General features: G+C 65.1%; 27 protein-coding genes. 12 read left to right on the top strand and 15 right to left on the bottom strand.

What is annotated here, in order from left to right:
- Nucleotides 1-13: 13 nt before the first annotated feature.
- Nucleotides 14-667, top strand: coding sequence for a 2-hydroxychromene-2-carboxylate isomerase (locus L0U80_RS02785; protein WP_233862380.1), 654 nt, complete (start codon nt 14-16; stop codon nt 665-667).
- A gap of 230 nt (nt 668-897) precedes the next feature.
- Nucleotides 898-2,139 (top strand): MFS transporter, encoded by a 1,242-nt coding sequence (locus tag L0U80_RS02780; protein WP_233862379.1) that lies wholly within the window; start codon nt 898-900, stop codon nt 2,137-2,139.
- Between the two features lie 120 nt (nt 2,140-2,259).
- On the opposite strand, the gene L0U80_RS02775 is transcribed toward L0U80_RS02780, so the two are convergent.
- On the bottom strand, nt 2,260-2,499 hold the full coding sequence (locus L0U80_RS02775; RefSeq protein ID WP_233862378.1) for a hypothetical protein: 240 nt from the start codon (nt 2,497-2,499) through the stop codon (nt 2,260-2,262).
- A 250-nt stretch (nt 2,500-2,749) separates the two neighbouring features.
- On the opposite strand from L0U80_RS02775, the gene L0U80_RS02770 reads away from it, so the two are divergent.
- Entirely contained in the window at nt 2,750-3,706 is a 957-nt protein-coding gene (locus L0U80_RS02770; RefSeq protein ID WP_233862377.1) for a LysR family transcriptional regulator, read from the top strand.
- A gap of 67 nt (nt 3,707-3,773) precedes the next feature.
- On the opposite strand, the gene L0U80_RS02765 is transcribed toward L0U80_RS02770, so the two are convergent.
- Nucleotides 3,774-4,295 carry a plasmid fertility inhibition factor family protein gene (locus tag L0U80_RS02765; RefSeq protein ID WP_373322091.1) on the bottom strand — a complete coding sequence of 174 codons (522 nt, stop codon included), beginning with the start codon at nt 4,293-4,295 and terminating at the stop codon, nt 3,774-3,776.
- 117 nt (nt 4,296-4,412) lie between these two features.
- Here L0U80_RS02765 and L0U80_RS02760 point away from each other — a divergent pair, with 117 nt between their 5' ends.
- Both L0U80_RS02760 and L0U80_RS02755 read left to right on the top strand, forming a co-directional pair.
- Complete coding sequence (locus L0U80_RS02760) at nt 4,413-5,231, top strand: crotonase/enoyl-CoA hydratase family protein (RefSeq protein WP_233862375.1); 819 nt, start codon at nt 4,413-4,415, stop codon at nt 5,229-5,231.
- A 156-nt stretch (nt 5,232-5,387) separates the two neighbouring features.
- Nucleotides 5,388-7,172 carry a winged helix-turn-helix domain-containing protein gene (locus tag L0U80_RS02755; RefSeq protein WP_233862373.1) on the top strand — a complete coding sequence of 595 codons (1,785 nt, stop codon included), beginning with the start codon at nt 5,388-5,390 and terminating at the stop codon, nt 7,170-7,172.
- A 59-nt stretch (nt 7,173-7,231) separates the two neighbouring features.
- Here the strand turns inward: L0U80_RS02755 and L0U80_RS02750 are convergent, their stop codons facing one another.
- Nucleotides 7,232-7,555 carry a hypothetical protein gene (locus tag L0U80_RS02750; RefSeq protein WP_233862371.1) on the bottom strand — a complete coding sequence of 108 codons (324 nt, stop codon included), beginning with the start codon at nt 7,553-7,555 and terminating at the stop codon, nt 7,232-7,234.
- Nucleotides 7,556-7,780: 225 nt separating this feature from the next.
- Here L0U80_RS02750 and L0U80_RS02745 point away from each other — a divergent pair, with 225 nt between their 5' ends.
- On the top strand, nt 7,781-8,083 hold the full coding sequence (locus tag L0U80_RS02745) for a hypothetical protein (RefSeq protein WP_233862369.1): 303 nt from the start codon (nt 7,781-7,783) through the stop codon (nt 8,081-8,083).
- On the opposite strand, the gene L0U80_RS02740 is transcribed toward L0U80_RS02745, so the two are convergent.
- Entirely contained in the window at nt 8,084-8,344 is a 261-nt protein-coding gene (locus L0U80_RS02740; protein ID WP_233862367.1) for a hypothetical protein, read from the bottom strand.
- A 325-nt stretch (nt 8,345-8,669) separates the two neighbouring features.
- On the opposite strand from L0U80_RS02740, the gene L0U80_RS02735 reads away from it, so the two are divergent.
- Nucleotides 8,670-9,854 (top strand): MFS transporter, encoded by a 1,185-nt coding sequence (locus L0U80_RS02735; RefSeq protein WP_233862365.1) that lies wholly within the window; start codon nt 8,670-8,672, stop codon nt 9,852-9,854.
- A gap of 70 nt (nt 9,855-9,924) precedes the next feature.
- Nucleotides 9,925-11,088: an MFS transporter gene (locus L0U80_RS02730; protein WP_233862363.1), complete on the top strand. Its 1,164-nt coding sequence runs from the start codon at nt 9,925-9,927 to the stop codon at nt 11,086-11,088.
- Between the two features lie 96 nt (nt 11,089-11,184).
- On the opposite strand, the gene fahA is transcribed toward L0U80_RS02730, so the two are convergent.
- Both fahA and hmgA read right to left on the bottom strand, forming a co-directional pair.
- Nucleotides 11,185-12,501 (bottom strand): fumarylacetoacetase, encoded by a 1,317-nt coding sequence (fahA, locus tag L0U80_RS02725; RefSeq protein WP_373322090.1) that lies wholly within the window; start codon nt 12,499-12,501, stop codon nt 11,185-11,187.
- Nucleotides 12,498-13,856, bottom strand: a complete 1,359-nt coding sequence (gene hmgA, locus L0U80_RS02720; RefSeq protein ID WP_233862361.1) for a homogentisate 1,2-dioxygenase — start codon at nt 13,854-13,856, stop codon at nt 12,498-12,500. The genes fahA and hmgA overlap by 4 nt, the downstream gene beginning before the upstream one ends.
- 273 nt (nt 13,857-14,129) lie before the next feature.
- On the opposite strand from hmgA, the gene L0U80_RS02715 reads away from it, so the two are divergent.
- The gene (locus L0U80_RS02715) at nt 14,130-14,972 is read left to right on the top strand and encodes an EAL domain-containing protein (protein ID WP_233862359.1); all 843 of its coding nucleotides are present in this window, start codon (nt 14,130-14,132) and stop codon (nt 14,970-14,972) included.
- A gap of 61 nt (nt 14,973-15,033) precedes the next feature.
- Here L0U80_RS02715 and murB read toward each other — a convergent pair whose 3' ends face one another.
- Nucleotides 15,034-16,092, bottom strand: a complete 1,059-nt coding sequence (gene murB, locus L0U80_RS02710; RefSeq protein WP_233862357.1) for a UDP-N-acetylmuramate dehydrogenase — start codon at nt 16,090-16,092, stop codon at nt 15,034-15,036.
- A 348-nt stretch (nt 16,093-16,440) separates the two neighbouring features.
- Between murB and L0U80_RS02705 the strand changes: the two genes are divergently transcribed.
- Nucleotides 16,441-16,926: a YajQ family cyclic di-GMP-binding protein gene (locus L0U80_RS02705; protein ID WP_233862356.1), complete on the top strand. Its 486-nt coding sequence runs from the start codon at nt 16,441-16,443 to the stop codon at nt 16,924-16,926.
- Between the two features lie 60 nt (nt 16,927-16,986).
- Here the strand turns inward: L0U80_RS02705 and L0U80_RS02700 are convergent, their stop codons facing one another.
- The 7 genes from L0U80_RS02700 to queG form a co-directional block, all read right to left on the bottom strand.
- Nucleotides 16,987-17,430, bottom strand: a complete 444-nt coding sequence (locus L0U80_RS02700) for a DUF2442 domain-containing protein (RefSeq protein ID WP_233862354.1) — start codon at nt 17,428-17,430, stop codon at nt 16,987-16,989.
- Complete coding sequence (locus tag L0U80_RS02695; RefSeq protein ID WP_233862352.1) at nt 17,417-17,665, bottom strand: DUF4160 domain-containing protein; 249 nt, start codon at nt 17,663-17,665, stop codon at nt 17,417-17,419. Before L0U80_RS02695 ends, L0U80_RS02700 begins: the two co-directional genes overlap by 14 nt.
- Nucleotides 17,666-18,032: 367 nt before the next feature.
- Nucleotides 18,033-18,656 carry a glycerol-3-phosphate 1-O-acyltransferase PlsY gene (plsY, locus tag L0U80_RS02690; protein ID WP_233862350.1) on the bottom strand — a complete coding sequence of 208 codons (624 nt, stop codon included), beginning with the start codon at nt 18,654-18,656 and terminating at the stop codon, nt 18,033-18,035.
- 157 nt (nt 18,657-18,813) lie between these two features.
- The gene (ybaK, locus tag L0U80_RS02685; RefSeq protein ID WP_233862348.1) at nt 18,814-19,305 is read right to left on the bottom strand and encodes a Cys-tRNA(Pro) deacylase; all 492 of its coding nucleotides are present in this window, start codon (nt 19,303-19,305) and stop codon (nt 18,814-18,816) included.
- A 71-nt stretch (nt 19,306-19,376) separates the two neighbouring features.
- A complete protein-coding gene (gene xerD / locus L0U80_RS02680) occupies nt 19,377-20,321 on the bottom strand; it encodes a site-specific tyrosine recombinase XerD (protein ID WP_233865614.1) in 945 nt (314 codons plus the stop codon).
- 74 nt (nt 20,322-20,395) lie between these two features.
- A complete protein-coding gene (locus tag L0U80_RS02675; RefSeq protein ID WP_233862346.1) occupies nt 20,396-20,869 on the bottom strand; it encodes a methylated-DNA--[protein]-cysteine S-methyltransferase in 474 nt (157 codons plus the stop codon).
- A gap of 168 nt (nt 20,870-21,037) precedes the next feature.
- Nucleotides 21,038-22,507, bottom strand: a complete 1,470-nt coding sequence (gene queG, locus L0U80_RS02670; protein ID WP_233862345.1) for a tRNA epoxyqueuosine(34) reductase QueG — start codon at nt 22,505-22,507, stop codon at nt 21,038-21,040.
- A 53-nt stretch (nt 22,508-22,560) separates the two neighbouring features.
- Here queG and tsaE point away from each other — a divergent pair, with 53 nt between their 5' ends.
- Together tsaE and L0U80_RS02660 are read left to right on the top strand one after the other, a co-directional pair.
- Complete coding sequence (gene tsaE, locus L0U80_RS02665; RefSeq protein ID WP_233865611.1) at nt 22,561-23,130, top strand: tRNA (adenosine(37)-N6)-threonylcarbamoyltransferase complex ATPase subunit type 1 TsaE; 570 nt, start codon at nt 22,561-22,563, stop codon at nt 23,128-23,130.
- Entirely contained in the window at nt 23,112-24,680 is a 1,569-nt protein-coding gene (locus L0U80_RS02660) for an N-acetylmuramoyl-L-alanine amidase (RefSeq protein ID WP_233862344.1), read from the top strand. The genes tsaE and L0U80_RS02660 overlap by 19 nt, the downstream gene beginning before the upstream one ends.
- Nucleotides 24,681-24,806: 126 nt before the next feature.
- Here the strand turns inward: L0U80_RS02660 and L0U80_RS02655 are convergent, their stop codons facing one another.
- Complete coding sequence (locus tag L0U80_RS02655) at nt 24,807-25,703, bottom strand: EamA family transporter (protein ID WP_233862343.1); 897 nt, start codon at nt 25,701-25,703, stop codon at nt 24,807-24,809.
- Between the last annotated feature and the right edge of the window lie 87 nt (nt 25,704-25,790).

Raw genomic sequence — 25,790 nt, 5'->3', positions numbered from 1 at the left:
CGGGAGGAACAGCATGATCAGCGGGATCGACGCCAACGAGGCAACGTGGTTTTACGACTTCGTGTCGCCCTTTTCGTATCTGCTGCTGGAGCAGCACAACAAGTGGCCGGACATCGACTTCGTGCCACGGCCTGTGCTGCTGAACGACCTGCACCGCCACTGGGGCCAGGCACCATCCTATTCGGTTTCCGGCAAGCGCGTCTTCACGTACCGTCACGCGCTCTTTCGCGCGGAACAGCTCGGCATTCCGTTCAAGATGCCGCCCGCGCATCCGTTCGATTCGCTCAAGCCGATGCTGCTCGCCATTGCAGCGGGCGGCGACTTCGCGTGCGTGCGCGAGATCTTCCGCTTCATCTGGCGGGAGGGCCGCGACCCGTCGACCGATGAAGGTTTCGAGCAGTTGTGCGAGCGTGTAGGCGTCACGCATGGCGACGCGCTGATCGAACAGGAGCGTGTGCGCGCCCAGTTGCGCCGCAATACCAACGACGCAATCGCGCTCGGCGTGTTCGGCGTGCCGACCTTCTGGATGAACAAGCAACTGTTCTGGGGCGAGGATGCGCTGCCGATGGTGCTCTACTGCGCCCGTTCGCCGGCCTGGCTCGACTCGCGCGAAGTGAAGCGCATCAGTTCGCTGCCTTCGGGGCTCGTGAAGGCTGACGCGTCCTGATGAGTTGACGCTTCTCGACGCGTTTCGACGCGTCTTGACGTCTCGATGGCCCGGTCCGGCTAAGGCGAACCGGGCCGCCATCTGGCTTTCACGGGCAAGAACGCGAGCGTCCGGGGGCTCCGTACGACTCGATCCGTGCACAGCACGACACCCTTCTTCCGCGTCTGCATAAAAACCGGTTCCATGGGACAATCGCCGGTCCTTTGCCGTGTTCTATCCGTATTTCCCCCATGTCCGCTGATTCAGCGCCCGAGCGCAGCGCGTTCGCCACGACCCTGCAGATCGTTTCGGTCGTTTTCTTCACGTTCCTCTGCTACCTCACCATCGGCATTCCGCTCGCGGTTCTGCCGGGTTACGTCCACAACGATCTCGGTTTCAGCACCGTCGTCGCGGGTGCTGCAATCAGCGTGCAGTACCTCGCCACACTCGCCTCTCGCGCACTCGCGGGCCGCTGTGCCGATACGATCGGCCCCAAGCGCACCGTCAGCCTCGGACTGATCGGCTGCGGCGCGAGCGGCGTGCTGCTCACGCTCGCGACGCTCGTCGGCCACTGGCCCGCGCTGTCGCTCACACTGCTCGTCGTGAGCCGCCTCGTGCTCGGTTGTGGTGAGAGCCTCTGTGGCACCGGTGCGATCCTGTGGGGAATCGGACGCGTCGGCGCAGCAAACAACGCGCGCGTGATTTCGTGGAACGGTGTTGCGAGCTACGGCGCGCTCGCCATCGGCGCGCCGCTGGGCGTCGAGTTCGCGCATTACATCGGCTTCTGGACGCTCGGCGTCGCCGTCATCGCACTCGCCGCACTCGGGTACTGGCTCGCCCGGCCCATTGCGGCCGTCCCCGTCGTCCACGGCGAGCGCATGTCGTACCGCAGCGTGTTCACGCGCGTGCTGCCGTACGGACTCGGACTCGCGCTCGGTTCGGCGGGCTTCGGCTCGATCGCCACGTTCATCACGCTCTTCTACGCCGCACACCAGTGGTCCAACGCGGCGTTCACGCTAACCGTGTTCGGTGCCGTATTCATCGGCACGCGCTTCGTGTTCTCAAACGCGATCAAACGCTTCGGCGGTTTTCGCGTCGCGATCATTTCGTTTTCTGTCGAGTGTGCCGGCCTGCTGCTGCTGTGGCTCGCAACCGCGCCGCAAATCGCGCTCGCGGGCGCGGCGCTCACGGGCCTCGGCTTCGCGCTCGTGTTCCCGGCGCTCGGCGTCGAAGCCGTGGGGCTCGTACCCGCCGCGAGCCGCGGCGCCGCGCTCTCGGCGTATTCGGTGTTCCTCGATCTCTCGCTCGGCATCACCGGCCCGCTCGCGGGCTATGTCGCCCATCTGTTCGGCTTCGGTTCGGTGTACCTTTTCGCGGCTATCGCAGCCGCGGCTGCCGTTGCGCTTTCGGTGTCGCTGCACCGGCGAAGCTTGCGGGCAGCGGCGACTGCTGCTGCAAAAGGCTCCGCGTCGTCAACGGCCAGACAGGAATAACGCTGCACGAAAACGCTTGTGCGTTACCGTGTAACGAGCGCATTTGTAGCCACGCAGCAGCCGCCTGGTCTGCCTACACTATCGCCATGGGCCTGGCAAGTTTGCGGCCGGAGTTGGGGGCTACGCGCAGTACACATCATCGGTCAGGATCACGGTGTTCAGACGCGCCTTGACGAGTCCGGCCATGAATTCGAGGCCCGGTTCGTCGATTTTCACCCGCAGCGAATGGCTCCGGTTCACGAGGAGGCACGCCTTGATCCTCCGGGCACATAGCTTGTCGAACTCACTCGTCCAGTACTGCAAATCGTTTTCGACGCTCCCATCGATGTGCGCGACATTGAACTCGTTCACGATTGTCATGACGAAAACGATTTCAAGGATCGACAAAACGTCGTAGAGCCGGGCGAAAAAAACGGATAAACAGCGCAAGCTAGTACCGTAATTTCATCAATGCGTCGATAATCCTCACGAGCCGTCAATCTGATTTTCGTTCCTGTACTTCCCTCGCGAGGCCACCGCAACCCCTGACGATAGAGATGCCGATGCGTCTGCCACGTCGTTGCGACGTACCCTCACCCGGTCCATGCAATCAGCATACGAGGCGAAAACCATGAACCAGATACATGCGATGCGCGTCTTCGTCAGGGTTGCACAAGCGCAGAGTTTCCGGCGCGCTGCGGAGCAACTCGACGTATCGAATGCACTCGTCACCCGATCGGTCGCGATGCTCGAAGCGCATCTGCACACGCGCCTCATCAACCGCACCACGCGCAATCTCTCGCTCACCGATGCCGGGCTGCGTTATCTGGAAGGCTGCCGCAGCGTGCTCGAAGAACTCGATCATCTCGAACAGACCGTCACCCACACTGAACACGAACCGAGTGGCACGCTGCGCGTGGTCACCGCGGGCGCGCTCTCGCTTGCGCCGCTCACGCCGCTCATCGACGGATACCGGCGGCGATATCCTCGCGTGAACGTGCGCCTGACGCTGGCCGAACACGCGATCGATCTGATCGAGGATGGCTTCGATTGCGGCATCGTTGCGGCAACGCCCGCGCGCGGCAGAGATCTCGTCGAGCGTTTGCTCGGCACCACGACGTTCGTGCCGTGCGCAGCGCCTGCGTGGATCGCGGAGCACGGCGAGCCGCTCGAGCCCGACCAGCTCGCGCGCTACGCCGCGGTGACTTTGCCGCCGGAGGAACGCAGCACGACGTGGCAATTCGCGCGGACGGGCGAGCGCGCGCAGCAGGTGACGCTGCAGAGCGCCTATGAAGTCAACAGTATTCTCATGGTGCGTCGTGCAGCGCTCGCGGGAATGGGGATCGCGATCATACCGGCACCGCTCGTCGCAGACGACCTCGCGGCCGGTACGCTGCTCCGCCTCCTGCCCGACTACGAAATCGACGATCCCGACGCGCGCGTGTCGATCGTCTATCCGAGCCGGCAATACCTGCCGGCCAAAACGCGCCGCTTTATCGACTACACCGTCGAACACTTCGAACATGCGCACCGCGCACTCGCGCCCACATCGGGCGGCGCGGCGCGGCAGTCAGCGACGGACGTTTGAGACGCGCGTTTCAATCGGCGCTGCGCGAGCATCTGAGCAATACGGAGCGTGGCGCGCCCCCCAGCACTCACGCGCCGACTACGACCGGCACGGCAGCACTTTCGGTGACGCCGCCCACACCGCACAGTTCACGCAGTAGTGGCGCTTCACGCTCGTGCACCTCGACGGGCAGGACCGTAGCACCCGCCCACGCCAGATACCGCGCCCGATGCTGTCCGTTGCGAAACGCCACGACACCCACGTGCGCGAGCCCGAGCCAGCCCGCGACACCTGCCGCCCGGCGCGTCGAGATCGTCACATACGGCATCTGCGGCACACGCTCGTTTTCCGGGTCGAGAAACTCGCGGATACCGCGCACCTTGCCCGCATGCCAGTCATCAACGGGACGCAGTACGTAATCGGTGTCGTCGCGGTCGGCGCATTCGAGCAGCCTGTGAAGATCGACGAGCACCACTTCGTGGCGCGTGCCATCGGTCGTGAAGACGCGTTTGAGTCGCACGTGATCGTAGGCACGATGACCCGGCAACTGCACGATCCAGAATGGACCGCAGGGCATGAACGGCGAGGAGCTGGAGTCAGGGGTAAGCATGGACGGCGGCTGCGTGCGAGAAGAGGCTTTTCAGAATTCAAAAGTGGCATACGCTACGGAGGATTCGTGACTTTCGTGTGTCCAATGCTCGCTGCCTGCTCTCAAAGGATACGACCGATGACCCCACAAACCGTAACGCAAACCGAAACATTCGGCACCGACGTTCGCATTGAAGCGAATGGGCACGTAGCGACTATCGTGCTTGACCGCCCGCCAAAGCGCAATGCTATCGACCGCCCAACGGCAAACGCACTAAAGGACGCCTTCGCTCGTTTCGAAACGAATCCGCAGTGGTGCACGGGCGTGCTGTTCGGTGCCGGCGGAACGTTCTGCGCAGGTGCGGATCTGAGCGCGCTCAACGACGACGACCGGCGCAATGAACTGCACGCCGACGGCAGCGGCGCAGGCCCGCTCGGCCCGACGCGCATGGCGCTCGACAAACCCGTGATTGCCGCTATCACAGGATACGCCGTTGCGGGCGGGCTCGAACTGGCGCTGCTTTGCGATCTGCGCGTGATGGAAGAAGACGCCGTGCTCGGCGTGTTCTGCCGGCGCGTGGGCGTCCCGCTGATCGACGGTGGCACGGTGCGGCTGCCCCGTCTCATCGGGCTTTCCCGTGCACTCGATCTGATTCTCACGGGCCGTCCCGTCGACGCGAATGAGGCGTTTGCAATCGGTCTCGCGAACCGCGTCGTCGCGCGCGGCGAGGCGCGCGCGCAAGCCGAACAACTCGCCGCGCAGATCGCGGCGTTTCCGCAAGCGGCCATGCTCGCCGATCGCCGCTCGGCACTCGACAACAGTCCGCTCGACGACATGGCCGAAGCGTTGCGCCGCGAAGGCGCGGCAGGCTATCGCGCGATGATCGATGAGGGATTTGAGGGCGCGGCGCGATTCGCGTCGGGTGCAGGCCGTCACGGCGCACCAATGGACAGTTGATTCGGGTTGAAGGCGCGCTCGCAATTCACTAAATTGAAACTTGAATGGCGTCGCGCCCCCGCCGACCTGCTCTTCTGTGGCCCACGCAGCACGCGGCCTTACTCTTGTGTAATCCGCGACGCCCCACGCTCCTGATGCCGCATCACGGGAGAGGCCATGTCGACGGATCGACTACTCCGGTTCGCTGATTTCGAACTCGACGTCGAACGCTACCAGTTGCGACGCGCGGGTCACGCGATCCGGATCGAGCGGCTGCCGATGGATCTGTTGATCCTGCTCGCAACGCGCCGCGGCGAACTCGTCGCACGCGCGGATATCGTCGACCGGATCTGGGGCGGCAGCCCGTTTCGCGACACCGAAAACGGCATCAATACGGCGATCCGGAAGATCCGCATCGCACTCGAAGAAGATCCCGCGAAGCCTTGCCATCTCGTCACCGTGAAGGGCAAGGGCTACCGGCTCGACGGCGTGCTGAACGCGTCACGGGAGGCCGCCGTCAACGAACCCGCAACGATCGCGCCAGCGCCCGCGCGTGCGCTCGTGCTGCCGTTTGCAAACCTGACCGGCGACGCAGCGAATGAGAGCCTGTGCAGCGCGCTCGCCGACGAGATCTCGGCAACGTTGGGCGCCCTCGACCCCGAGCGGCTCCTGATGATTGCACGCACCACGGCGACACACTACCGCGACGCGCCAAAGCGCATCAGCGAAATTGCGCGCGAACTGAAAGTGGACTACGTGCTCGAAGGCTCGATCACGCGGGAAGGAAGCCGTCTGCGCGTCCTCACGCGCCTGATCCGCTGCGCCGACGAGGTACAGATCTGGAGCTGCGCACATGAGTGCGTCGCACAGGGCGCACTCGACGTTCTCAAAGAAGTAGCCGCGGCGCTCGCGCGTGACCTCACGCCAACACTCGGTGAACCGCGGCCCGCCGCGCTGGCGCGCCGCCTGCCAGTCGATCCGGCTGCGCACGATGCCTATGTGCGCGGGCGCTACTACTGGTACCGGCGCGTTCACTTCGACGCGGGCTTCTGCGCCCATCACGCCGTCGACGGCGAGGATTTTTTCCGCAGCCGTACGTACTTCGAAACGGCCGTCGAACGCGACCCGAATTACGCGCTCGGTTACACAGGTCTTTCGAACTACTACGGATCGACGGTCGTGCACGGTTTCTTCCCGCCGATCGAAGGCTGGCCGCTCGCGCGAGAGCTAGCCGAAAACGCGCTGGAACTCGACCCGGACCTGCCCGAGGCACATCACGCGCTAGCGGCCGTCCAGTACTTTTTCGAGTGGGACTGGGGCAAGGCCGAAGCGGGCTTCAAGGCGGCGCTGCAGCGCAATCCCGGTTACCCGGAGGCGCAGCGCCTTTATGCGCGCCTGCTTGCCGCCGCAGGGCGCCGCGCGGAAAGCGAGGCCGCCATGGAGCGCGCCGAGCGCATCGACCCACTCGCGTTTCAGGGCTCTCGCGCGTTCGGCATGGTGCTATCGGGCAAGCACGCGGAAGTCGTTAGCGAATATCTGGCGCCGGGGCATGTGGAGCACCCGCCGCTCGTCTATCAACTGCTCGCGACGGCGTTCGAAGTGAAAAGGCTCTTTGCACAAGCCGTGGATGCCACCATCGAAGCACTGGTGTCCTGCGGACTGCCGGTGCGGGCGGCGACGATCCGCGCGCAGTGGGAAGCGGGCGGCTACGACGCCGTACTGCGCTGGTATCTGGACGACCTGCTAACGCGGCGGCAAAGCCGCTATACGTCACCGCTTGTGATCGCCGAGATCTACGCACGCCTCGCGCAACCCGACGAGATGTTTCACTGGCTCGAAGCGGCGCTCGCCGAGCGCAGTTCGCGACTGTGCGAACTGCGCACGAATCCATGGTTTCAGCCTTACCGGTTGACGGGCCGCATGCGCCTGATCGAAAAGCATATTGGCACGGGCCGCACGTAGAGCCGGTTCACGCTGCAGTCCTCCGCGAAGCAGCGTGCCGGCGCGAGGCGCGGCGGCGCTCAATGATCGCCGCGATACACGGTCTTTTTCAGTCGATCCAGGTCGCCGTTCTGCTCGGAGTGGATGAGGTCCTGATACACCTGCTCGTGTGTCATGGCCGTTGGCTTGCCGGAGGCGCTCATCGTCGACGGCATACCGCCCACGTCCTGTGACGCCTGCGGGCTACCAGTCGACGGATTGGGCTGCGAATCAGCCCAGGCGAATCCCGCGAAGCAGGCGGCCGCGCAGGCCACCGCTAGACGCATTGTGCTCAACGTGTCCATTTCATCGCTCCCGAAGGCGTGCGCATGCACCTTGCCGCCATGCGCGTCGCGGACGATCACACGGCGCCGCGCCCGGCAGGCGGGGCCCCGATCGCAGAACCATCGTGCGACGGACCGGTTCGTCCTGCCATGGATTTCGCCTGAAGAAATCGTCAAGGATCGTGACCCGGCCGTTTTGGCGATGTCGGGCGGTGAAAATCGACGCGTTGGGATCCTGCGGACAGCAAGCGCGGGCGGCTACGCTCCGCGCATAGTGGGAAGTGGGAATGGGGTAGCTATGACGCCATGCTGCGCTGGTATGCGGACGACCCGCTCGCGCTGCGGTGTAGCCGCCACGCGCAACCGTTCGTGATCGCCGAAACCCGCGTGCGCCTCGCTCAGCCCGACGCGATATTTCACTGGCTCGATCCGGCGCTCGCCGAGCGCAGCTCGCGACTCGGCGAGCTGCGCACGAATACGTGGTTCCAGCCTTGTCGGCTGACGGGCCGCATGCACCTGATCGAAAGCATGTCGGCATGGGCCCGACATAAGGCCTGTTCGCGCTGTGCCCCCGTCAAAACAGCGCTGCGGCCCCCTGCGCGGCGCTGATCAGCCGCCGTTGTACAGCGTCTTCTGCAGTTTTTCGAGCGTGCCGTTCTGCTCGGAGCGGATGAGATCCTGATAAATCTGCTCGTGTGTGATAGCCGTCGGCCCACCCGAGGCACCCATCGTCGACGGCATGCCGCCCACATCCTGTGACGCCTGCGGGCTACCAGGCGACGCATCGGGCTGCGAATCGGCCCAGGCGAATCCTGCGAAACAGGCGGCCGCGCAGGCCACCGCCAGACGCATTGCGCTCAACATGTTCATTTCATCGCTCCGGAAGGGGTGCGCATCTGTCGTGCCGCCATGCGCCTCGCGGACGATCGGGCTGCGCCACGCCCGGCAGGCGCGAACCCCATCGCACAAGCATCGTGCGACGGGCCGGTTCTTCCGACCATGGAGGCAACCTGAAGAAATCGTAAAGGATGGCCGTCCAGCCTGCCGTTAGGCCACCTTGCCAGGCAGAGTCGGTGAAAAAAGCACGTTTAAAAGCGGGCCGTATGCGATGTGTCAGGATTCAGTACAATTCCGCGTTGACTTAATAGCGGCGGCTCACCCGCGACGTCCGCCGCGCCTTCCGACCACATCATCCATGCCGCTGCCCCTCCTTGCCCTTGCCGTCGCCGCTTTCGGCATCGGCACCACGGAATTCGTCATCATGGGCCTCCTGCCCGACGTGGCGCGTGACCTCGCCGTCTCGATCCCCGCCGCCGGCATGCTGGTCTCCGCCTACGCGCTGGGCGTCACGATCGGCGCGCCGATCGTTGCCATCGCGATCGCCAACGTGCCGCGCAAGGCCGCGCTCATGCGGCTCATCGGCATCTTCATCGTCGGCAACCTGCTCTGCGCGCTCGCGCCGAACTACGCAATCCTGATGGCCGCGCGCATCGTCACCGCGTTCTGCCACGGCGCGTTCTTCGGCATCGGCTCGGTGGTCGCGGCTGGCCTCGTCGCACCGAACCGCCGTGCCCAGGCCATCGCGCTCATGTTCACCGGGCTCACGCTTGCAAACGTGCTCGGCGTGCCGCTCGGCACCGCGCTCGGGCAGATCGCCGGGTGGCGCGCGACGTTCTGGGCCGTGACCGGCATCGGCGTGCTCGCGGCGCTCGCGCTGCGGGTGTGCCTGCCCGCGAAGATCGAAATGCAGCGCGCAAGTCTCGTTCACGAATTCAGCGTCTTGAAGGACCCACAGGTGTTGATGGTCCTCGGCATGAGCGTGCTGGCATCGGCGAGCCTCTTCTCCGTGTTCACCTACATCACGCCGATCCTCGAAGACGTGACCGGCTTCAGTCCGCACGAAGTGACCTTCGTGCTGCTGCTGTTCGGCCTCGGCCTGACCGTTGGCAGCACACTCGGCGGCAAGCTCGCCGACTGGAAGCTGATGCGTTCGCTGCTCGGATTCCTCGCCTCGATCGGGCTCGTGCTCGCCGTGTTCGCGGCCACCATGCACGACCAGATCGCCGCGATGGCGACCGTCTTCGTATGGGGCGTGCTGGCGTTCGCGATTGTGCCGCCGCTGCAGATGCTCATCGTCGATCGCGCGAGCCACGCGCCGAACCTCGCCTCGACGCTCAACCAGGGCGCGTTCAACCTCGGCAATGCGGGAGGCGCGTGGCTCGGTGGCGTCGCGATCAGCGCGGGTGCGCCGCTCACCTCGCTGCCGTGGCTCGGCGTGGCGATGGCCATCGCGGCGCTCGCGCTCACGTTCGTCTCCGCGCAGATCGACCGCCGTGCGCGTCGCCGCGTGAGTGCGCCGGAGCCGATTTCCTGCGCTTGAATCGCATGCGGGAAATCGTGCGCGGACTACGCTACCGCGTAAGCCGCGCCTCGTTTTAGCATCGCACCCGATGAAAACCGTCCTCTCGCGCGATTTTCTTGCGCTTATCCTGAGCGTCGCCGTGGTCGGCCTCGGCTCCGGCGCCACGATTCCGCTCACGGCGCTCGCGCTCGCCGAGGCCGGCCACGGCACCTCCATCGTCGGACTCCTGACCGCCGCACAGGCGCTCGGCGGCCTTGCGATCGTGCCGCTCACCGCATGGATCTCGACGCGCTTCGGTCATCGCGCGGTGATCGTCGGCGCGGTGAGCGCCGTCGCCGCTGCAACCGCGCTCATGCAACTGAGCGCGGACCTGTGGATATGGGCTGCGCTGCGCGTGATCTGCGGCGCGGCGCTAATGCTGCTGTTCACGATCGGCGAAGCGTGGGTCAATCAGCTCGCAAACGACGCGACCCGCGGCCGCGTCGTCGCAATCTACGCGACCACGTTCACGTTGTTCCAGATGGCCGGGCCGGTGCTGGTGAGCCAGATCGCCGCTTACACGGCATGGCGCTTCGTATTGTGCGGCGCGATCTTTCTCGTCGCGCTGCCGATGCTCGCCGCGATGCGCTCGAACCCGCAAGGCACCGGTCAGCACGAGCCGCACGGAAGCTGGCGCAACGTGCTGCCGGCGATGCCCGCGCTCGTGGTCGCCACCGGTTTCTTCGCGCTCTTCGACACGCTCGCGCTCTCGCTTTTGCCGCTCTTCGCGATCGGCCACGGCATCACAAGTGAAGTGGCCGTGCTGTTTGCCTCGGTGGTTCTGCTCGGCGACACGACGATGCAGTTCCCCATCGGATGGCTCGCCGACAAACTCGGACGCGAACGCGTGCATGCGCTGGCGGGTGTCGTCGTGGCGGCGCTACTGCCGCTCCTCACGCTCGTGATGGACATGCCGTGGCTGCGTTGGCCGCTCCTCTTCGTGCTTGGCGCGGCGGCCGGATCGATCTATACGCTGGCGATCGTCGCGTGCGGCGAACGTTTCGAGGGTGCAGCGCTCGTGTCCGCCAGCGCGATCGTGAACACATCGTGGAGCGCGGCGAGCTTCGCGGGCCCGATCGTCACGGGTGCACTGATGGAGCACGCCGGACACGACGCGATGCCGTGGGTGCTTTTCGTGGGCGCACTCGTGTTTCTCGGCGCGCTGCGTTGGGAACGCATACGCGGTGTGGCGCAGTCGCGCGTGCAGTCGTGAATCGATATCCCGGATTGCAAACGAAAACGGCGGGCACGCTTCATCGCGTGCCGGCCGTTTTTGCATGCGCCGAATAAAGACGCGCTTTGCGTTTCTTTACGCCTTGTTTGCCGGCAGAATCTTGCCGACACAGATGCCAAAGCCGACGCGATAACCATCGCCCTGGCACCAGCCCGCAAGCGTGAGTTCGTCGCCGTCTTCGATGAAGCCGCGCGTTCCGCCGCCGTTCAGTGCGAGCGGGTTCTTTGCGTTCCAGGTGAGTTCGAGCAGACTGCCGAACGAGTCCGGAGTCGGACCGGAGATCGTGCCCGAACCCATCAGATCGCCGACACGCGTGTTGCAGCCCGCAACCGTGTGATGCGCAAGCTGCTGCGCCATCGACCAGTACATATGGCGGAAATTGGTGCGCGCGATGGTCGAGGCTTCAGCGGCACCTTCGGGGCGCAGCAGCACTTCGAGCGCGATATCGAACGCGTGATTGCCCTTGTGGCGCAGGTATTCGAGCGGCTGCGGCTCCTGCTGCGGCTGCGCGACGCGGAACGGTTCGAGTGCGTCGAGCGTCACGACCCACGGCGAGATCGACGTCGCGAAGGTCTTCGCGTTGAACGGCCCGAGCGGCACGTACTCCCACTGCTGGATGTCACGCGCGCTCCAGTCGTTGAGCAGCACCATCCCGAAGATGTGATCCTCCGCGTCCTCGCACGCAATCGGCTCGCCGAGCGCGTTGCCGCGTCCGATGATGAAACCCGTCTCCAGTTCGATGTCGAGCTTGCGGCACGCGCCGAACACCGGCCGCTCCTGATCAGGCAGCTTCAACTGGCCATTCGGGCGGCGCACTGCCGTGCCGCTCACCACCACCGACGACGCACGGCCGTTGTAACCGATCGGCATCTCGGACCAGTTCGGCAGCAGCGCATTCTTCGGATCCCGAAACATCGAGCCGACGTTCGTCGCATGTTCTTTCGACGAATAAAAGTCGGTATAGCCGGGGATTTCCACCGGCAGGTGCAGCGTCGCGTCGGCTTGACGCACGAACGCGCGCGCACGCAACGCAGCGTCGTCGCGCAACGATGCGGTCTCACGCGCGAGCAGCGACGAAAGCTGAACGCGCACGCTGCGCCACGTCTCGCGGCCGAGCGCGATAAAGCCGTTCAGTGCGCCGCGGGCGAACACATCCTGCGGCGCATTCGCGGGAAGTCGCAGCAATCCCACCGTGTGGAGCACGGAAAGGTCGACGACGAGATCGCCGATCGCCACGCCCACGCGCGGCGCATGATTCGTTGCGTTGCTGAACACGCCGAACGGCAGGTTCTGAATCGGAAAATCGCATTGCGGATCGTTGGCGCTGTCGAGCCAGCTCTTGCGCGCGGGGTCGCGCGTCGCCTGAAGTTCGTCCATCAATTGACTACTCATTGCTGCTCCGGATTGAAATGCTTTGCGAGGCTCTGCCAGCACTGGTAGTAGTTAGCCTGCAGTTGCTGCGATTCGAGCGCGTAACGCGTCGGACGGATCAGGTTGCGCGTTTCGAACATGAAGGCCATCGTGTCGTCGACCTTGTGCGGCTTCGTCGTATCCACGCTCGACGCCTTTTCGAAAGTCTGCTCGTCGGGGCCGTGGCCCACCATGCAGTTGTGCAGGCTCGCACCGCCCGGCACGAAGCCTTCGGCCTTCGCATCGTAGACGCCGTGCACCAGGCCCATGAATTCGCTCGCGACGTTGCGGTGATACCAGGGCGGACGGAACGTGTTCTCGGCGGCGAGCCAGCGCGGCGGGAAAATCACGAAGTCAATCGAATCGACGCCCGGCGTGTCGGTCGGCGATTGCAGCACGAGGAAGATCGACGGATCCGGATGGTCGTAGCTGATCGAACCGATCGTGTTGTAGCGGCGCAGGTCGTACTTGTACGGCGCGTAGTTCCCATGCCATGCGACCACATCGAGCGGCGAATGGCCGATGTCCGCGCGCCAGAGCTCGCCATTCAGCTTCGTGACGAGTTCGAACTGGCCTTCGCGGTCCTCATAGGCGGCATGCGGCGTGAGGAAGTCGCGCGGATTCGCGAGACCGTTCGAGCCGATCACACCCAGATCCGGCAGACGCAGCAGCGCGCCGAAGTTCTCGCAGATATAGCCGCGCGCTTCGCCGTCCGGCAGTTCGACCGTGAAGCGCACACCGCGCGGAATCACGACGATCTCGAACGGCTCGACGTCAAGCTTGCCCATCTCGGTGGCGATCGCGAGGCGGCCTTGCTGCGGAACGATCAGCAGTTCGCCGTCCGAGTTGTAAAAGAAGCGGTCGACCATTGGACGGTTCGCCGCGTAGAGGTGAATCGCGCAGCCGCTCATCGACGCCGCCGAGCCGTTGCCCGCCATCGTCACCCAGCCGTCGATGAAATCCGTGGGCACGTCCGGCATCGGCAGCGGATCCCAACGCAACGGGTTGGGCGGCGTGGGCGGCACGGCGCCGAAGTCGGCGACGAGGCGCGGCGCGCCAATGAACGACGCATGCTTGGCAACTGGCGTGAACGGCTGATGCACCGCGCCCGGACGGATGCGGTAGAGCCACGTGCGGCGGTTGTGCGAGCGCGGCGCGGTAAACGCGGTGCCAGAGAGCTGCTCGGCGTACAGGCCATACGCCACGCGCTGCGGCGAATTCCGGCCCTCGGGCAGCGCGCCGGGCAGCGCTTCGGTCGCGAATTCATTGGCAAAGCCGGTCATGTAGCCGCGCTGGGCGTCGGCGGTCCTGGCAGGGTGTCGCGAGGGTGCGTTCATGGCTGTGTCTCCACGTGCTCCGTGCCGGCTCGCACGCCGGTGGAGGGTGATCTGGTTTGAATTCGACGGCGCACGGCGGCAAAGCGTCGCGCAGTTTTACGAATAGTAAAACGGATTCCGATTAGTGAAATATGGTGTAAACCCTGGCCGATCTGGCCCGCGAAGCACTAAGGTTATGACCAAGAAGTCGAATCGACAGGCGTGCGCGCTGCTACCATCGCATCATGCGGTCCAGGGCTTGCACGTCGTGCCAGCGCCGCCACTCACACCACCATGATTGCTCCGACAATTCCCGAGCTTGTTGCTCGCGCAGCCCTTCACCCGTTTCTAGGCGAGCACCTCGCAATGGGAACAGGCGCGTTCGCAGGCCAGGCCGTCGCAAGACGGCGTGACGTGGAGCTGCTCTCGGCCTACGAGCCAATCTACGACATCACTGTCCACAGCGGCGTGCAGTCGCTGACGGCAGACCTCGCGAGTGCCGCGCGCTTCGGCGACGAACTGGGATTCCAGGCAGAGACGCTGCGTGCGCAAGACGGTCGCACGGTGCCGTGCGACCCGTTTCAGGACTCGCTCGACGACCCCGAACTGGTCGCGCTCGACCGCATGGTGCGCGCGATGCACGCGATCAATTTCCTGGGTTCACAGCAGCATGGGCTACTGTTCCTGCGCGTCCATGAACGGTTGCTGAAGAGTGTGAAATACGACCACGGACGCCATTTCTCGAACATCCTGGTGTCGTTCGGGCTCAATCCCGGACGCATCGTGATCGAGCTGCCCTCGGCGGCAGTTGCACACCGGACCTTCGTCAGCTATCTGACGAAGAGCTATCAGCGGCATGGGTTCAAAGTGGCGGGCAATCTGGCGAACGCCGGCCAGATCATTTCGGTGTCCGATATGGCGGTATCCGACTCGGCACGGCTCGATTTCGTGAAGATGGACGCGAGCTCGGCACTGCGCGACTCAATGGTCAAGCCGCTCGTGACCTATGCCGCGCGGCTCAAGATTCCGCTTATTTTCAACCGCGTCGTCGATGCCGCCCAGTTCGAGCAGCTGCAGCAATATGATGTGCGGTTCGTGCAAGGGCCGTTGTTCGCGGCCCAGGACAAGGTGGCGTGAAGGGGTAATGTGAGGGGGCCTTGCGCGCCGCTGCCGCTCCAGTGTCTGGAGTCAGCCGCGCCTAGAGGCAAATCGGCTCTTGCTCGAGCGCCACGCCGAAACGCGCCTCGACATCGCGCCGGATCGCCTGCGCAAGTTCGAGGATGTCGGCACCCGTCGCGCCGCCGCGGTTCACGAGCACCAGCGCCTGGCGATCGTGCACGGCCGCCGAGCGCAGCGCGCGGCCCTTCCAGCCGCACTGGTCGATGAGCCAGCCCGCTGCGAGCTTCACGCGCCCGTCGCCCTGACGGTACGAGACGATCTGCGGCTCGCGCGCTAGCAGCGCATCGAACTGCGGCGCCTCGATCACCGGATTCTTGAAGAAACTGCCCGCGTTGCCGAGTAGCAACGGGTCCGGAAGCTTCGCGCGCCGCACGGCCACGACTGCATCGAAGATGGCGCGCGCGTCGGGTGCACTGGTCAGGCGGTGGTCACCCAGCGCGCGCGAAAGATCTGCGTAGCCGGCATTCGGCTGCCACACCTTCGGCAGCCGGAAAGTCACCGATGTAATCAGGTAGCGGTCACGCCCTTCGCGCTTGAAGAAGCTATCGCGGTAGCCGAAAGCGCATTCGGCGGCATCGAACTCCGTGACCGCGCCCGTCGCCATCTCGACCGCCCGCACCGACGCGCATCGCTCGGCCATCTCCAGCCCGTAGGCGCCGATGTTCTGGATCGGCGCCGCGCCCACCGTGCCCGGGATTAGCGCGAGGTTTTCAAGGCCTGGCATGCCCGCGTCGAGCGTCCACGCCACAAATTCGTGCCAGTTCTCGCCAGCGGCGGCCTCGACATACCAGGCATCGGCGTCCTCGCGCACCTTGCGGCGGCCGCGCAGCGCCACGAGCAGCACGAGGCCGTCGTAGTCGCGCGTGAGCACCACGTTGCTGCCGCCGCCCAGCACGAGCATCGGCAGACCCGCCGCGCGCGGGTCGCGCACGGCGTCGGTCAGGGCGGACTCGCTATCGATCCGGCATGCATAGCGCGCGCGCACGTCGAAGCCAAACGTGTTGTGTGCGCGCAGCGCATAGCCGTCGGCAAACCAGACGGGGGACGGATCAACGATGATCGGGTCAAGGGCGGGCATCAGAGCCAACGAAAAGGCAAAGCGAACCAAACGGAAAAGCGAACAAAACGCGAACTGGACCAGCAGGTCGGATCTGGCAAACACCCGGCGACCCGTCCTTGATGCGCCACATGCACTGCGGTACCGGCTGCCCCCGGTCAGGGCCAGTCAGATTTTGTGCGAAGCGGCTTACCGGTGCCCCGCCGGTGTCCCGCCGGTGTCCTATGGCGCGCGGACGCACGGCCTTGGGCAAACGCAACGGCGCCGGTAGAATGGCGTCGGTCTGTGATTATAGCGACTGCGCGGCGCAGTACCGTTTTGCGGGGCTGCGTCGGGTGTCCAAACCACCCGCACTATTGGGAGAAAGCAATGCCATCGTTTGACGTCGTCTGCGAAGCCAACATGATCGAAGTGAAGAACGCCATCGAGCAATCCAACAAGGAGATCTCGACGCGTTTCGACTTCAAGGGCTCGGATGCGCGCGTCGAGCAGAAGGAACGCGAACTGACCGCGTTCGCCGACGACGACTTCAAGCTCGGTCAGGTCAAGGACGTGCTGATCGCCAAGATGGCCAAGCGCAGTGTCGACGTGCGATTCCTCGACTACGGCAAGATCGAGAAGATCGGCGGCGACAAGGTAAAGCAGGTCATCACCGTGAAGAAAGGTGTCTCGGGCGATCTCGCAAAAAAGATCGTCAAGCTCATCAAGGACAGCAAGATCAAGGTCCAGGCGAGCATCCAGGGCGACGCCGTGCGCGTGACCGGCACGAAGCGCGACGACCTGCAGAGTGTGATCGCCATGCTGCGCAAGGACGTGACCGATACCCCGCTCGACTTCAACAACTTCCGCGACTGATCGTGCCATGCGCGGCCCATCCGGTCGCGCACTTCCAGACGCCTTGCCTGCATTGACGGATTACGCCGTCTTCTCGGCTTCCTGAATTATCGCCACTGGCTGCTTGCGCGGGCGGCCGCCCTTGCGCCCGTTGGCGCGCGCGGCGGCCGCTTTCGCGGGCGACGTGGCCGACCCCATGCCGCGCGCAAGTTCGCGCATCCATCCGCGCGTGCCGAAAACGCCTTGCAGCAAACCCGGCGCCCACACCGAAAGGTCGAGCCGCGGAAAATATACCGACTGACCACCACCCCAGACCTCGACCTCAGCGAGTTGCGATGCGGTTGGCCGCGGCTCGAGCATCTGCAGGTCCTGAATGAGTGTGACCGGTACGGCCAGGCACACGCCGTTGGCAAACTCGATTTCCAGCCGCGCGTGGGCGCGACTGTAGCGGGCGGACACGACGACCGGGCTTAGCGCGCCGGCCGCGCGTGCGCGGGTAATCTGCTCGTGATCAATGCTGACCATGGATCCTCCACCAAGACCTGCATAGCAGGAATATTTCCGGCTCGAGCACACGTACGAGGTGCGCGACGTGCTGCGCCGCGAGCGCATATAACTCACGCAATTCGAACGGACCGTCCGGGCAATTCAGGTTGAACACACATGAGCCTTGCGGGCTTTCGACATGGATATGTGCGGGGCGATGGTCGTTCGGATAGATCACCACGCGATAGCCGGGCACGCGAAGAACAGTGGGCATGAATTGGATAATAACCTATCGTTGGGTTTTTGGGTGATTGCGTGCGCGCCTGTTGCCCAAACGTCCGCTACTCTTGCTTCAGGACAAGCTTCAGAGTCCGCGCAAAAACAGCATAACGCCCCCCCATCTAGCTGTAAGGTCGTCCAATACGGCTAGGCCGAATCTGGGCGCCTCGCGAGGTGCCATCGGCATATCAGATTTGCGCGGGCAAAAAAAAGCGGCGCCGCAGCGCCGCCCCTTCACGAAGCATCCCATCCCCGGACATCACCCCAATCGAGCCCGAACTGCTCGACCGCGTTGGCGGGATTTGCCGCCGGGCGCGCCGTCGCGAATGACGGATCGACCCCGCGTTCGCCGCAGATGTGGGCTACTCACCAGCTCCCGCAGCCTTCTTCTTGTCGCCGATGCGGCTTTCAGTGCCCGCGATCAGCTTGGATATATTCGAGCGGTGACGCCAGAACAGCAGCGCGCTCATCGCGAGAATCGCGAGCGCGATAACGTTCGGGCCGAACAGAAAGACGTCGAAAAGCGGAGCGAACACGGCGGCGGCAAGCGCCGCAAGCGACGAATAGCGAAAGAAGAACGCGATGATGAGCCAGGTGAGCAGCGTCGCAGCGCCGAGCACCGGATGGATGGCGAGCAGCACGCCCGCGGCGGTCGCAACGCCCTTGCCGCCCTTGAAGCGGAAAAACACCGGATAGAGGTGGCCAAGAAACACGGCGATGGCGGCGAGCGCGATCGCATCGTCGCCGACGCCGAAGCCCGGACCGAAGTGCGCGACGAGCCACACGGCCAGCCAGCCCTTGAAGGCATCACCGAGCAGCGTGAGCACGGCGGCCTTCTTGTTACCGCTGCGAAGGACATTGGTCGCACCGGGATTGCCGGAGCCGTAGGAGCGCGGGTCGTCGAGGCCCATCAAGGCGCTCACGACCACGGCAAACGAAACCGAACCGATCAGATAGGCGAGAACGGCGACGAACAGGTTATACATGCAGGAAACCCGGTAGAGGTTAAGTAGGACGTGGCCTTCATGGCCAGGCGAGGCGCGCCCATTCTACCGAAGCGCGCACGCGGGGTGCGCGCGAACCGGGGAAGAATCAGGGAACGTACTGAGGCAAAGACGGAGGCGCTCGCGCTAACCGCAGCCGTCACTCGACGCTCGCGCACTGCACCGGCGTTGCCCCGAGCAGCGAGACCAGCGTCGCGGGCGCGAGGCTGACCAGATAGCCGCGGCGTCCGCCGTTGAGCCAGATTTCGTCGAGTTCGAGGATCGTCGACTCGACGTAGACCGGCATGGTTTTCTTCGTGCCGAACGGCGACGTGCCGCCCACGAGATACCCAGAATGCCGGTTAGCGACTTCGGGCTTGCACGGCTCGACGCGCTTTGCGCCGATCTGGCGCGCGAGGTTCTTCGTCGAGACCTTGCGATCGCCGTGCATCAGCACGATCAGCGGCTTTGCGTGCTCGTCCTCCATCACGAGCGTCTTGACGACGCAATGCTCATCCACGCCAAGCTGACGCGCCGATTCGGACGTGCCGCCATGCTCGACGTACTCATAGGGATGCTCGCCGAAAGTGACGCCCGCGCGGCGCAGCATCTGCGTGGCAGGCGTTTCGGAGACGTGTTTCGATTTGCTCATCGGCGCATTGTAATGGGCGCAGGCGCGCGGCGCAGCGCCTTCATGAAGCACCCACGACGCCCGCCTGTTCCCTATCCGCGCGGATGGTGCCGCGCATGCAGCGACTTCAGGCGTTCACGGGCGACGTGCGTGTAGATCTGCGTCGTCGAGATGTCGCTGTGGCCGAGCAGAAGTTGCACCACGCGAAGGTCCGCGCCGTGATTGAGCAGGTGCGTCGCAAACGCATGGCGCAGCGTGTGCGGTGAGAGCGGCGCATGCACGCCCGCCGCCGCCGCGTGGCGCTTGATGATGTGCCAGAACTGCTGGCGCGTCATGCCTTCGGCGCGCGCGGTCACGAAAAGCGCATCGGTGGTGCGCGCGCCTAGCAGCGCGGGCCGCGACTCGCGCAGATAGCGTTCGATCCACGCGTGCGCCTCCTCGCCGAACGGAATCAGGCGCTCCTTTGACCCCTTGCCGATCACGCGCACGACGCCTTCGTTGAGGCCGACCTCGACGGTCTTGAGCGTCACGAGCTCGGTGACGCGCAGCCCGCTCGCGTACATCAGTTCGAGCATCGTGCGGTCGCGCAGGCCGAGCGGTGTGGCGACGTCGGGCGCGCCGAGCAGCGCCTCGACCTGCGCTTCGCTCAGCGTCGTCGGAAAACGCGGCGCCTGTTTCGCCGAGCGGATGCGCACGGTCGGATCCGCATGCACGCGCTGCTCGCGCAGAGCCCAGCCATAGTAGCGGCGAAACACCGAAAGCCGCCGGTTCGCCGAGGTCGACTTGTCCTGCTTGCGGCACGCGCTGTAGGCATGGAAATCGTCTTCGCGCGTGGCGTCGAGCGCGAGCGTGCGCTCGCGCGCGAGCCAGGCCGCGAAGAGACGAAGGTCGCGCCGGTAAGCGTCGAGCGTGTTGCGCGAGAGGCCATGTTCGAGCCACATCGCGTCGCAGAATGTGTCGATCGACAGCAGGCTCGCGGAAAGCGCGCCTGAGGCTTCGGGGGTTAACGCTTCGGCTTCATCGCCGGCAGGGAGCATCGGTGTATCGGACTCGCGCTCAGCAAGCGCGCCGTCGTCGCCGGTCGGCCCGGCCTGTGGGGTCGCGAGCGTTGTCATCGGATGGGCACACCTTCGTGCGCGAGCAGCCAGCGCTTCACGTCGCGGAAAAAACCATCGCCGCCATGATGCGCGAAGCCGCCGATGCCTCTCGCGGACACCACGCGGTGACACGGAATCACTAGCGGAAAGCGGTTCGAGCCGCACGCCTGGCCGACCGCGCGTGCCGACTCGCTGCCGATGCGCCTCGCCAGTTCGCCATAGGTGAGCACGTCACCCGTTTCGATGTCGCAGATACCCTGCCACACACGCCGCTGGAACGGCGTGCCGAGCGCGGCGAGCGGGAGGTCGAATTCCGCGGACGCGTTCTCGAAATATCGCTCGATCTGCTGTGCCGCGCGCGCCGCGAGTGCGCAATCGGGCTGCAGGCTCGCAGTCGATTCGGGCAGATAGACGATCTCGCGCACCGCCTCGCCGCCGGTACGGATCCCGACCTTGCCGAACGGCGCGTCGATTACTGCGTTGAACATTGTTGCCTCCTGTCGATCAGAGTTGGCGCTCTAGCTATCGACAGGAGTTAGCGCTTTAGCGCTTACTCCAGTCCCATGCAGAGCACTTACTCCGGTCCCATGCAGCGCACGCACGCTGATCCCGTGCAAATCTGTCCGCGCCGCGGCGCGGCTCTCGCGTTCGCTACTTTACGCTGCCTCGAGCGCCCATTGCACATGCTCACGGACGAGCGCCGATTCGTCATGCTCACGCGAACGCAGCGCCGCGACGATGGCCGCGCGGGCCGTTTCGTCGAGCGCACGGTCCGCGCGCAAAGCACGATTGTGCGATGCACTATCCTGCGTAGCATTTTCGTGTATTGCGCGACCTTGCGCGGCGGCGTCGGAGCGCGGCGCACGCAATGCATTGCCCATCGCGACCGCGATGTTGCGCGACCAGCACTCATAGCCGATGCGCCGGATCGCGCTGCCCTGCATACGCTCGTCGAACTCCTTTGCGCTCCAGCCGAACAGCTCGACGAGCGTTGCGCGATCGAGCCCGTGGCGCGCATCGAAGTCGGCGACCGGCGCCGCCTGCGCAAACTTGTTCCACGGGCACACGAGCTGGCAGTCGTCGCAGCCATACACACGATTGCCGATCAGCTCGCGCAATTCGAGGGGAATGCTGCCCTTCAATTCGATCGTCAGATACGAGATGCAGCGGCGCGCATCCACGCGATACGGCGCAGTAATCGCGCCCGTCGGGCACGCAGCGATGCAACGTGTGCAGCTGCCGCAGTGCGCCCCTGCGGTTTCGGGCACGTTGGCCGCCTCGGCCTGTTCGTCGGCGTCGGCATCGGTGGGAAGCGGCAGATCGACGTAGATCTCGCCGAGGAAGAAAAGCGAGCCCGCGTCGCGCTGCAAAAGCAACGTGTGCTTGCCACGCCAGCCGACGCCCGCTTTCTGCGCCAGTTCCACTTCGAGCACCGGCGCCGAATCGGTGAACACGCGATATCCGTAAGCGCCGATCTCACCCTCGATGCGCTCCGCGAGCTGCTGCAAACGTGCTCGCAGCACCTTGTGATAATCGCGACCGCGCGCATAGATCGAGACGATCGCGGCCTGCGGGTCCGCGAGACGCGCGCGCTCGCGAGCGCGCCAGTCGCCATGGGTGCTTTCGCGCGGCGTGTCGGCGTCGCGCGAGGCCGCATCGACGGCGTCCTGCGGCGCGTTTTCGGGCGGCAAACCCTGCACCGCAGCCGCACCAGGCGAGAGTACCGCTGCCGGTAAATAGGCCATGCGCACGGTAATCACGCGTCGCGTACCGGCCACAAGCTCGGGGGGCCGCGCGCGTTTCATCCCATGTTTGGCCATATAATCCATTTCGCCGTGGCAGCCCGCTTCGAGCCACGCGGCGAGGCCCGCTTCGGCATGCGACAGGTCGGTGTCACTGATGCCGATTGCACCAAACCCCAGTTCGCGCCCCCATGTCCGGATGCGCGTCGCAAGCGCGGCGAGCGCAGCCGCATCGAGCGGTACCGAAGACGACGAATGCGACGGATCGCTCGCGTGCGGCTCGCACGGCGACGTTGCGGCCTGTGCCGCATCGGATGCAGGGCCTGCGGCGTCCGTCAGGGCGTGCGCAGGGCTTGAGGAGGAAGGCGAGGGACTGCGGTTCATTGCGTTATTTTACGAGAATGCCCCTTACGCCCGATACGTCCGTCAAGCCCGTCATGCCCGGTCACGAACAAGAGTCGCATCCGCTTGCCGCGATCCTGCTCGAACGCAGCTTCGAACTGCCCGACGAGGCGGCCACGGACGCGTTCGGCGCGCGCTTTGCCCGCGCGCTCGAAGCCTGCCGGGCGCGATGCATGCTAGCCGCGCAAACGCCCCAGACAACGCCCTTTCACGGCCTGCACGTCCAGCTGCTGGGCGACCTCGGCGCGGGCAAGACCTCGCTCGTGCGCGCGACGCTGCGCGCACTCGGCCACGCGGGACGCGTGCGCAGCCCGACCTATACACTCGTCGAGCCGTACACCGTCGAGACGCCGAACGGGGAACTCCAGCTCTATCACTTCGATCTGTACCGGTTCAGCGATCCGGCTGAATGGGCCGACGCCGGCTTTCGCGAATACTTCGCGGCCGGCGCGGTGTGTCTCGTCGAATGGCCGCAACGCGCGGGCGGCCTGCTCGGCGTGCCGGACCTCGTGTTCTCGCTCGAACCCGGGGAACAAGGCGAGGGCCGCGTGCTCACCGCCTACGCATACAGCGCATCAGGAAAGGCATGTCTAGAAAGATGTTAATCAAACCGTTCCGCTCGATCGAATCTGCCGCCTCAGCCACGCACAACTGGCGGCGCCGGCAGATCCTGAAGGCGGGCGCATCCACGCTGGTGCTCGGCCTCGCGGCGCCGCGCCTCGCGTGGGCGACTTCGGTGATCGGCGTGCGCGTGTGGCCCGCGCGCGATTACACGCGCGTCACGATCGAATCGGACCAGCCGCTTGCTACCACGCAGCAGATGCTCAAGGGTCCGGACCGTCTCGTCGTGGACCTCAACGGTCTCGACCTCGACGACGCCCTCAAAAACCTCGTTTCGAAGATCACGCCGAACGATCCGCAGATCCAGGCCGTGCGCGTCGGCCAGAACCAGCCGCACGTCGTGCGCATGGTGTTCGACCTCAAGGGCTCGGTGAAACCGCAGGTGTTCGCGCTGCAGCCGGTGGGCTCGTATCGGTACCGGCTCGTGTTCGACCTGTACCCTGCCGTCGCGCCCGACCCGCTGATGGACCTGATCGCGCAGACCGAGAAGAAGCAGCAGCAACTCGAAGCGAGCCAGGCGTTGCACCACGACGTGCCGCCCTCGACGCTCGCGGGCCCAACGGCCGTGCCCAATGCGCCGGGCGCCGACAACAGCGACGCCTTCTTCCAGCGCTACGCGCAGAACGACGATCAGAACACACCCGCTCCGTCCGGCGCAGCCGCAAGTCCGGCCGGGCAGCGTCCCGCGCCGGCTGCGCCTCCGGTCATCGCACAACGCGCGCCGAAGTCTGCACCGAAGGCGCCGGGGCTCGCGCAGGACGACAGCGGCAGCAGCGACGACAATTACGGCTTCGTCGCGCCAAAGCAGGATAAGGGCGGCACGCTGCGACTGTTGACGGTCGCTATCGACCCCGGCCACGGCGGCGAAGATCCGGGCGCGATCGGCAGCGCGGGCACGTATGAAAAGCACGTCGCACTCGACATCGCGAAGAGACTGCGCGCGAAAATCGACGCGCAACCCAACATGCGCGCGATGATGACGCGCGACGCCGATTTCTTCGTCCCGCTCAACGTGCGTGTGCAGAAGTCGCGGCGCGTGGGCGCGGACCTCTTCGTGTCGATCCACGCCGACGCGTTCACGACGCCGGAAGCACGCGGCTCGTCGGTGTTCGCGTTGTCCGACCACGGCGCGTCGAGCGCCGCGGCGCGCTGGATGGCGAACAAGGAAAACTCGTCGGACCTGATCGGCGGCATCAACATCAAGACCGCCGACGCCGCCGTGAACCGCGCGCTCTTCGACATGTCGACGACGGCACAAATCCGCGACTCGCTGCGCTACGGCAACTTCGTGCTCAACGAAGTGGGTGGGATCAACAAGCTGCACAAGGGCTCGGTCGAGCAGGCGGGATTTGCGGTGCTCAAGGCGCCCGACATTCCGTCGATCCTTGTCGAGACCGCGTTCATCAGCAACCCGGAAGAAGAGCAGAAGCTCAACGACGATGCCTATCGCGACAAGATGGCGAACGCGATTCTCAAGGGCATCAAGCGCTATTTCGCGGCGAATCCGCCGCTTGCGAAGAATCGCATGACGTGAGGGGTGAGGCGCGCTTCAGAGCGCGCCGCGTCATGCAGCAAGCATGCCGCGCGGCCTCGATGGTGCGCGGCGTTTTTTCTGGTGCGAGGCCGCCCCGCTCACGTCAACGTGCATGCATGAACGCCCTCATCGCGCGACCACGAAGCGCTGCCGCACCCAGCCACCGAACACATTCACGACGAGCCCGCCCATCACCAGCGCGGCACCGCCGATCTCGGCCACAGTGAGACGCTCGCCGAGCGTGAGCGAGGCCGTGGCGAGCCCGATGATCGGCACGAGCAGCGAGAACGGCGCGACCTGGCTCGCGGGATACCTGGAGAGCAGGCGGCCCCAGAGGCTGTAGCCAAGGATCGTCGCAACGAACGAGAGATAAACGATCGCGAGCACTGACTGCACGCCAATCCCTTCCAACGCGCCAGCGATGCGCTGCGGCCCCTCGACGAAGTACGACAGGACGAGAAACGGTACCGGCGGAATCAGGCTCGCCCACACGACGAGCCCCACCAGATCGACCCGCCCCACCTTCTTCATGGCGATATTGCCGAGCGCCCACATGGCGGAGGCGCAGAGCGTGAGCGCGAAACCGATGAGTGTCATGGCCTGTGCGCCGCCACCCGCCGTCGACTGCATGCCGATCAGCGCGAGGCCGAGCGCCGCGATCAAGAGGCCGATCACGTTCGGCGCGTGAAAGCGCTCGTGCAGGAAGAGCGCCGCGAAGCCGAGCGTGAAGAACGCCTGCGCCTGGAGCACGACCGAGGCGAGTCCGGCCGGCATGCCCACGGACATCGCGTAAAAAAGAAAGACGAACTGTCCGAACGAGATCGTCACGCCGTAGGCGAGCAACCATTTCAACGGGATTTTCGGGCGCTTGACGAACAGCACGGCCGGAAAAGCCGCCAGCAAAAAGCGCAGCGCGCCGAGCAGCATCGGCGGCACGCCGTGCAGCCCCACCTTGATCACCACGAAGTTCACGCCCCACGCCAGCACGACTACCAGCGCCAGCAACAGATCCTTCGGCGACATCGTCCACTCCACGTCGTTTTTTTGAGTCTACGAGTGTACCGGCAGCCGCGCGCTCGTGCAGCGCCTCGCCCGGGCGGGCGCTAGAAT

Source organism: Paraburkholderia adhaesiva, assembly GCF_021390575.1.
Lineage (GTDB): Bacteria > Pseudomonadota > Gammaproteobacteria > Burkholderiales > Burkholderiaceae > Paraburkholderia > Paraburkholderia adhaesiva.
The sequence above is the reverse complement of the archived record's forward strand: the minus strand, read 5'-3'. Positions and strand labels throughout refer to the sequence as shown.

Excerpts from the sequence above, each read along its gene's own strand:
- murB (WP_233862357.1), bottom strand. The coding sequence starts at position 16,092 with ATGCCCGCCCTTGACCCGATCATCGTTGATCCGTCCCCCGTCTGGTTT.
- ybaK (WP_233862348.1), bottom strand. The coding sequence starts at position 19,305 with ATGAGCAAATCGAAACACGTCTCCGAAACGCCTGCCACGCAGATGCTG.
- L0U80_RS02660 (WP_233862344.1), top strand. The coding sequence starts at position 23,112 with ATGTCTAGAAAGATGTTAATCAAACCGTTCCGCTCGATCGAATCTGCC.
- L0U80_RS02735 (WP_233862365.1), top strand. The coding sequence starts at position 8,670 with ATGCCGCTGCCCCTCCTTGCCCTTGCCGTCGCCGCTTTCGGCATCGGC.
- L0U80_RS02755 (WP_233862373.1), top strand. The coding sequence starts at position 5,388 with ATGTCGACGGATCGACTACTCCGGTTCGCTGATTTCGAACTCGACGTC.
- L0U80_RS02715 (WP_233862359.1), top strand. The coding sequence starts at position 14,130 with ATGATTGCTCCGACAATTCCCGAGCTTGTTGCTCGCGCAGCCCTTCAC.
- L0U80_RS02655 (WP_233862343.1), bottom strand. The coding sequence starts at position 25,703 with ATGTCGCCGAAGGATCTGTTGCTGGCGCTGGTAGTCGTGCTGGCGTGG.
- queG (WP_233862345.1), bottom strand. The coding sequence starts at position 22,507 with ATGAACCGCAGTCCCTCGCCTTCCTCCTCAAGCCCTGCGCACGCCCTG.
- L0U80_RS02765 (WP_373322091.1), bottom strand. The coding sequence starts at position 4,295 with ATGCTTACCCCTGACTCCAGCTCCTCGCCGTTCATGCCCTGCGGTCCA.
- L0U80_RS02700 (WP_233862354.1), bottom strand. The coding sequence starts at position 17,430 with ATGGTCAGCATTGATCACGAGCAGATTACCCGCGCACGCGCGGCCGGC.
- L0U80_RS02780 (WP_233862379.1), top strand. The coding sequence starts at position 898 with ATGTCCGCTGATTCAGCGCCCGAGCGCAGCGCGTTCGCCACGACCCTG.
- tsaE (WP_233865611.1), top strand. The coding sequence starts at position 22,561 with ATGCCCGGTCACGAACAAGAGTCGCATCCGCTTGCCGCGATCCTGCTC.
- L0U80_RS02785 (WP_233862380.1), top strand. The coding sequence starts at position 14 with ATGATCAGCGGGATCGACGCCAACGAGGCAACGTGGTTTTACGACTTC.
- fahA (WP_373322090.1), bottom strand. The coding sequence starts at position 12,501 with ATGAGTAGTCAATTGATGGACGAACTTCAGGCGACGCGCGACCCCGCG.
- plsY (WP_233862350.1), bottom strand. The coding sequence starts at position 18,656 with ATGTATAACCTGTTCGTCGCCGTTCTCGCCTATCTGATCGGTTCGGTT.
- xerD (WP_233865614.1), bottom strand. The coding sequence starts at position 20,321 with ATGCTCCCTGCCGGCGATGAAGCCGAAGCGTTAACCCCCGAAGCCTCA.
- L0U80_RS02745 (WP_233862369.1), top strand. The coding sequence starts at position 7,781 with ATGCTGCGCTGGTATGCGGACGACCCGCTCGCGCTGCGGTGTAGCCGC.
- L0U80_RS02705 (WP_233862356.1), top strand. The coding sequence starts at position 16,441 with ATGCCATCGTTTGACGTCGTCTGCGAAGCCAACATGATCGAAGTGAAG.
- hmgA (WP_233862361.1), bottom strand. The coding sequence starts at position 13,856 with ATGAACGCACCCTCGCGACACCCTGCCAGGACCGCCGACGCCCAGCGC.
- L0U80_RS02675 (WP_233862346.1), bottom strand. The coding sequence starts at position 20,869 with ATGTTCAACGCAGTAATCGACGCGCCGTTCGGCAAGGTCGGGATCCGT.
- L0U80_RS02730 (WP_233862363.1), top strand. The coding sequence starts at position 9,925 with ATGAAAACCGTCCTCTCGCGCGATTTTCTTGCGCTTATCCTGAGCGTC.
- L0U80_RS02695 (WP_233862352.1), bottom strand. The coding sequence starts at position 17,665 with ATGCCCACTGTTCTTCGCGTGCCCGGCTATCGCGTGGTGATCTATCCG.
- L0U80_RS02775 (WP_233862378.1), bottom strand. The coding sequence starts at position 2,499 with ATGACAATCGTGAACGAGTTCAATGTCGCGCACATCGATGGGAGCGTC.
- L0U80_RS02760 (WP_233862375.1), top strand. The coding sequence starts at position 4,413 with ATGACCCCACAAACCGTAACGCAAACCGAAACATTCGGCACCGACGTT.
- L0U80_RS02770 (WP_233862377.1), top strand. The coding sequence starts at position 2,750 with ATGAACCAGATACATGCGATGCGCGTCTTCGTCAGGGTTGCACAAGCG.
- L0U80_RS02740 (WP_233862367.1), bottom strand. The coding sequence starts at position 8,344 with ATGAACATGTTGAGCGCAATGCGTCTGGCGGTGGCCTGCGCGGCCGCC.